Below are 3,625 nucleotides of genomic sequence, written 5' to 3' on the forward strand. Positions count from 1 at the left end.
ATGACGAGCCCCGCCAGTTCGATCGTCTTGACGACCTGAATGTTGGCGAGCACCGTGGCGACGCCGACCCAGGCGTACAGCCCGCTGCGCCCGAACAGCCGGTAACAGATCAAAAACAACCCGAAGTTGACGCAAGCGAAGGCCGCGCCCCATGCCAAATTAAACATCCGATCAGTCCTCCCTAGTTTTGGTTACGCGGGATGGTTACGAACCGCGGCGCCGTCTGCGGCGCATCGTTCATTATAGCGGAGGAACGCCGGAGGCGCTAGACGGCATCGCGCGGATATAAAGGCCGGCAATCGGAATCTAACGATAGAATTCGTTAGACGGCAAAAATACATATATTTCTCCCGAGCCGATCCGGGCAGAAAAAAAAGACGCCCCTCAAGGGCGTCGCGTCATTCAATGGTTACTACGTTGCGGTTCGACTCGAGCGGATTACGTCGCGCTCTTCTTCGCGTACTTGTTATCGAGCGTGTAGTTCGACAGCTGCGGCAGCATCTTCGTTCCGCGCACCATGGGGACGCGGCAAGACGGGCAGTCGGGTTCGGCTTCGAAGGCGAAATTGTTACGCATCCAGCAATTGCAGCCTTCGTTCGAACACGTCCATACGTCCGTCATTTCCTCCGGGATCTCAACGGCTTGCGGTTTGCGAGAATACATAAGCTCCTCCTTGAGCACGCGATTCGTCTCCGTAGAAACAAAAATCACATACCGGGACGCCGTTCGAACGAGCATGAAGGACGGTCGCGATATGTGAAAATCACGTGGATTTGTAATTCACTGTCATGGAATGACTTTACCACAAATCCCCCCGAAAATCAAGAAATCGACCGGGCCGCGAGCAGCCTTCCGACCTCCCGTTCGATGTCCTCCGGGCCTGACGTATAGTTGTATAACCCTAGGAAAGTCCGCGTCGCTTGCGGGTCCGAGCCGATCAACCCGTTGACCGCTTCCTCCTCGGTCGTGACGGGAGACAGCCGGGAAAATTTGCATCCCAGGTGGAACAGACCCGTCAGCTTCGACTTCATCGCGCCTTCGTACCGCGCCGCCATCTCGCCCCAACGCGCGGCCCAGCTTTCCTTCGCGACGCTCGCCAGCGTCGCCGCCAACGCCCGAGCGCCGTACAGCGCGTCGTGCAGCCCTTGCCCCACGGCGGGGTCTTTGAACAGGAGCGCGTCGCCGACGAGCGCCCATCCGTCGCCCATGCCCGTATGCCAATCGTTGTCGTACCCGAGCAGCCCCCGGATCGGCTCGGCTAGCAGAGCTTCGCGAAGCCGCGCCGGGAAGTCGGTATGCGCCAATCCGGCGTCGACGGCGGCGCGGAAGCTCTCCTCCGGCGTCTCCTTCATCGCGTCGATCCACGCCTTCCGCATCAAGGGGAACATGACCCCGACGACGTATTGCCCGTCGCTCGTCGGGAAGGCAATGACGATCGTATCGTCCGTCTTGTACATCTCGACATGCCGCTCGCCGGACTGCCGGAAGCCGGTGAAATACCCGACATAAGACGCATAGTCCGTCGGCACCCGGATTTCGCAGCGGCTGCCGGCGAGGTCGCGCACGGCCGACCGCCGGCCGTCCGCGCCGACGACGAACCGCGCCGCGAACCGTTCGACGCGGCCGTCGCGATGCGTCCCGACGACGCCGCGGACGGCGTCGCCTTCCTTCAGCAGCTCCGTCACGCGGAAGCCCTGCAGCGCGTCGACGCCCGGCTGCGCCGCGGCATGCTCGAACAGGATGCCGTCGAGATGCTTCCGGCGAATGGACATGCACGCCGTCTCGCCGTTCGCCTCCGGAAACTCGCCGTCGATGACGGCGTGCCCCGTCGTCAGCTTCGCGCGGCGATACGTCGGCGTACCGGTGGCCAGCAGCTTGTCGAGCACGCCCATCTCCCGAAGCATGGCGATGGAATTGTTAAAGAAGTTATGCGTAGACAGCGTATCGCTCGGGAACGAGCTCCGGTCGAGCAGCAGCACGCTGTACCCGAACCGGGACAACTCGTAGGCCAGCGCCGAGCCCGCGACTCGGGCGCCGACGACGATGACGTCGTAAGGAATGTTCATATCCGATAACAAACCGCCTCTCCGACATGGAATGGAAATGATCCTCCATTCATTGTAGGAGAGGCGATTGTCACGCGGGTATGACATCATGTCATTTTCGGTATAGGGAGATCGAACGAATGATGTCGTACAGGCACGAACATCACGCGTACATGCGGCCCACCTCTTCCGCCAATCGGATGACTTCGCTGCGTAGCGCCGCGGGCTCGATCACCCGGGCATCCGTCCCGAAGCCGAGGAAGAACGTCGCCGCCCAAGGCAGGTAAGCGGCGGGCATCGAGAGCCGCACCGTCCCGGAGCCGTCGGGCCGCGTCGTCAGCCCCTCCGCGGCGAGCCACGGGTCCGCGGCGGCGCGCCGGACGCCGGCGCGCGTCAGCTCGACCTCGAGCGGCAGCGCCGCCGGGTCGCCGGCTTCCGGCGGCGTCCATGGCGCCGGCGGCGCTTCGAGCTCGGGCGCCGATCCGGCGCTGCCGGGCACGATCGCCGCGGACCGCACCCGGTCGGCGCGGAAGACGCGGTCGGCTTCGCTGCGAAGGCAATAGGCTTGCACGTACCACAGCCCGTTCATCGCATACACGCCCGTCGGCCGAATGCGCCGCGCCGAGACGCCGTTCGAGCCTTCGTACTCGATGTCCGCCTCCGCCCTCTCGAGCGCGGCGTCCAGCAGCGTCCCGAGATGCGGCGCTTCGACCCGGCGCGGCGGCACCCAGAACGTCAGCGCGCGCTTCAGCCGATCGATTCGTTCGCGCACGTCGCTCGGCAGCTTCGCGTAGAATTTCCGCAGCGCCGACGCCGTCTCGAGCTCGAACGGCAGCGACGCGTACCGCTCGAGCGATTGCGTCGCGAAGAAGATCGCCGTCGCCTCGTGCGCCGTGAAGTGGATCGGCGGCAGCATTTTATCGTGCAGCACGCGATAGCCGCCGGCCGCGCCGACCTCCGAATACAGCGGCACGCCCAGCTGTTCGAGCTCGCCGAGATCGCGAACGATCGTCCGGCGCGAGACGCCGAGCTCGTCCGTCAGCTCCCGGATCGTAAACCGCTTCTTCTCGTTCACCAGCATCATCAGCTGGATCAGCCGCTGCGCTTTATGCATAGACGCTCCGCCTCCTTGGTTTCTACATTAACGCTATTATCGCTCCGAATCATGCCATTCGTTGGCACTATTATGCCTTACGATAGGCAATGAATCTACTGATATTTCACTTGGAAAAAGGAGCTTGATGTCGACCATGAACGCCACTCCCCTACCGCGCACCTCCCCTACGCTGGAGCTGTGCATCTTCCGCCCCGCGCCCGACCTGCCCGAGGCGGACCTCCGCGCCGCCCTTCGCGCGGCCGACGCGTTCCTGTCGGGCCGCGCCGGCTTCGAGGGCCGCGAGCTGCTATACGCGGCGGCGCAGGATCGTTGGATCGATCTCATCCATTGGTCTTCGCCGGAGGCCGCTCGCGCCGCGATGGACGCCTTCGCCGGCGCCGAAGCGTTGCAACCGCTGGCGCGGCAGCTCGTCGACGTCACGATGCTGGAGCTCGCCCGCCTGCCCGAATCGGCCTGCTCGGGT

The 3,625-nt window shown here is 63.8% G+C and carries 3 protein-coding genes and 2 pseudogenes; 1 reads left to right on the plus strand and 4 read right to left on the minus strand.

Translation table 11 applies throughout. The annotated features are described in order from the left end of the window. The 4 genes and pseudogenes from VEZ38_RS16815 to VEZ38_RS16830 all read right to left on the minus strand — a co-directional run. Nucleotides 1-167 (minus strand): annotated as a pseudogene (locus VEZ38_RS16815) (VUT family protein); the annotation flags it as partial. A 271-nt stretch (nt 168-438) separates the two neighbouring features. Further along, on the minus strand, nt 439-663 hold the full coding sequence (locus VEZ38_RS16820) for a cold-shock protein (protein ID WP_324895483.1): 225 nt from the start codon (nt 661-663) through the stop codon (nt 439-441). Nucleotides 664-821: 158 nt separating this feature from the next. Then, complete coding sequence (locus VEZ38_RS16825; RefSeq protein WP_324895485.1) at nt 822-2,066, minus strand: NAD(P)/FAD-dependent oxidoreductase; 1,245 nt, start codon at nt 2,064-2,066, stop codon at nt 822-824. Nucleotides 2,067-2,208: 142 nt separating this feature from the next. After that, nucleotides 2,209-3,159: a YafY family protein gene (locus VEZ38_RS16830; RefSeq protein ID WP_324895487.1), complete on the minus strand. Its 951-nt coding sequence runs from the start codon at nt 3,157-3,159 to the stop codon at nt 2,209-2,211. A 136-nt stretch (nt 3,160-3,295) separates the two neighbouring features. On the opposite strand from VEZ38_RS16830, the pseudogene VEZ38_RS16835 reads away from it, so the two are divergent. After that, a pseudogene (locus VEZ38_RS16835) lies at nt 3,296-3,625 on the plus strand (hypothetical protein); the annotation flags it as partial.

The sequence above is a fragment of the Paenibacillus sp. genome (assembly GCF_035645235.1).
GTDB lineage: Bacteria > Bacillota > Bacilli > Paenibacillales > YIM-B00363 > Paenibacillus_AE.

What these genes read in the sequence shown, in the direction of transcription:
- VEZ38_RS16820 (WP_324895483.1), bottom strand. Translation starts at nt 663, where the DNA reads ATGTATTCTCGCAAACCGCAAGCCGTTGAGATCCCGGAGGAAATGACG.
- VEZ38_RS16825 (WP_324895485.1), bottom strand. Translation starts at nt 2,066, where the DNA reads ATGAACATTCCTTACGACGTCATCGTCGTCGGCGCCCGAGTCGCGGGC.
- VEZ38_RS16830 (WP_324895487.1), bottom strand. Translation starts at nt 3,159, where the DNA reads ATGCATAAAGCGCAGCGGCTGATCCAGCTGATGATGCTGGTGAACGAG.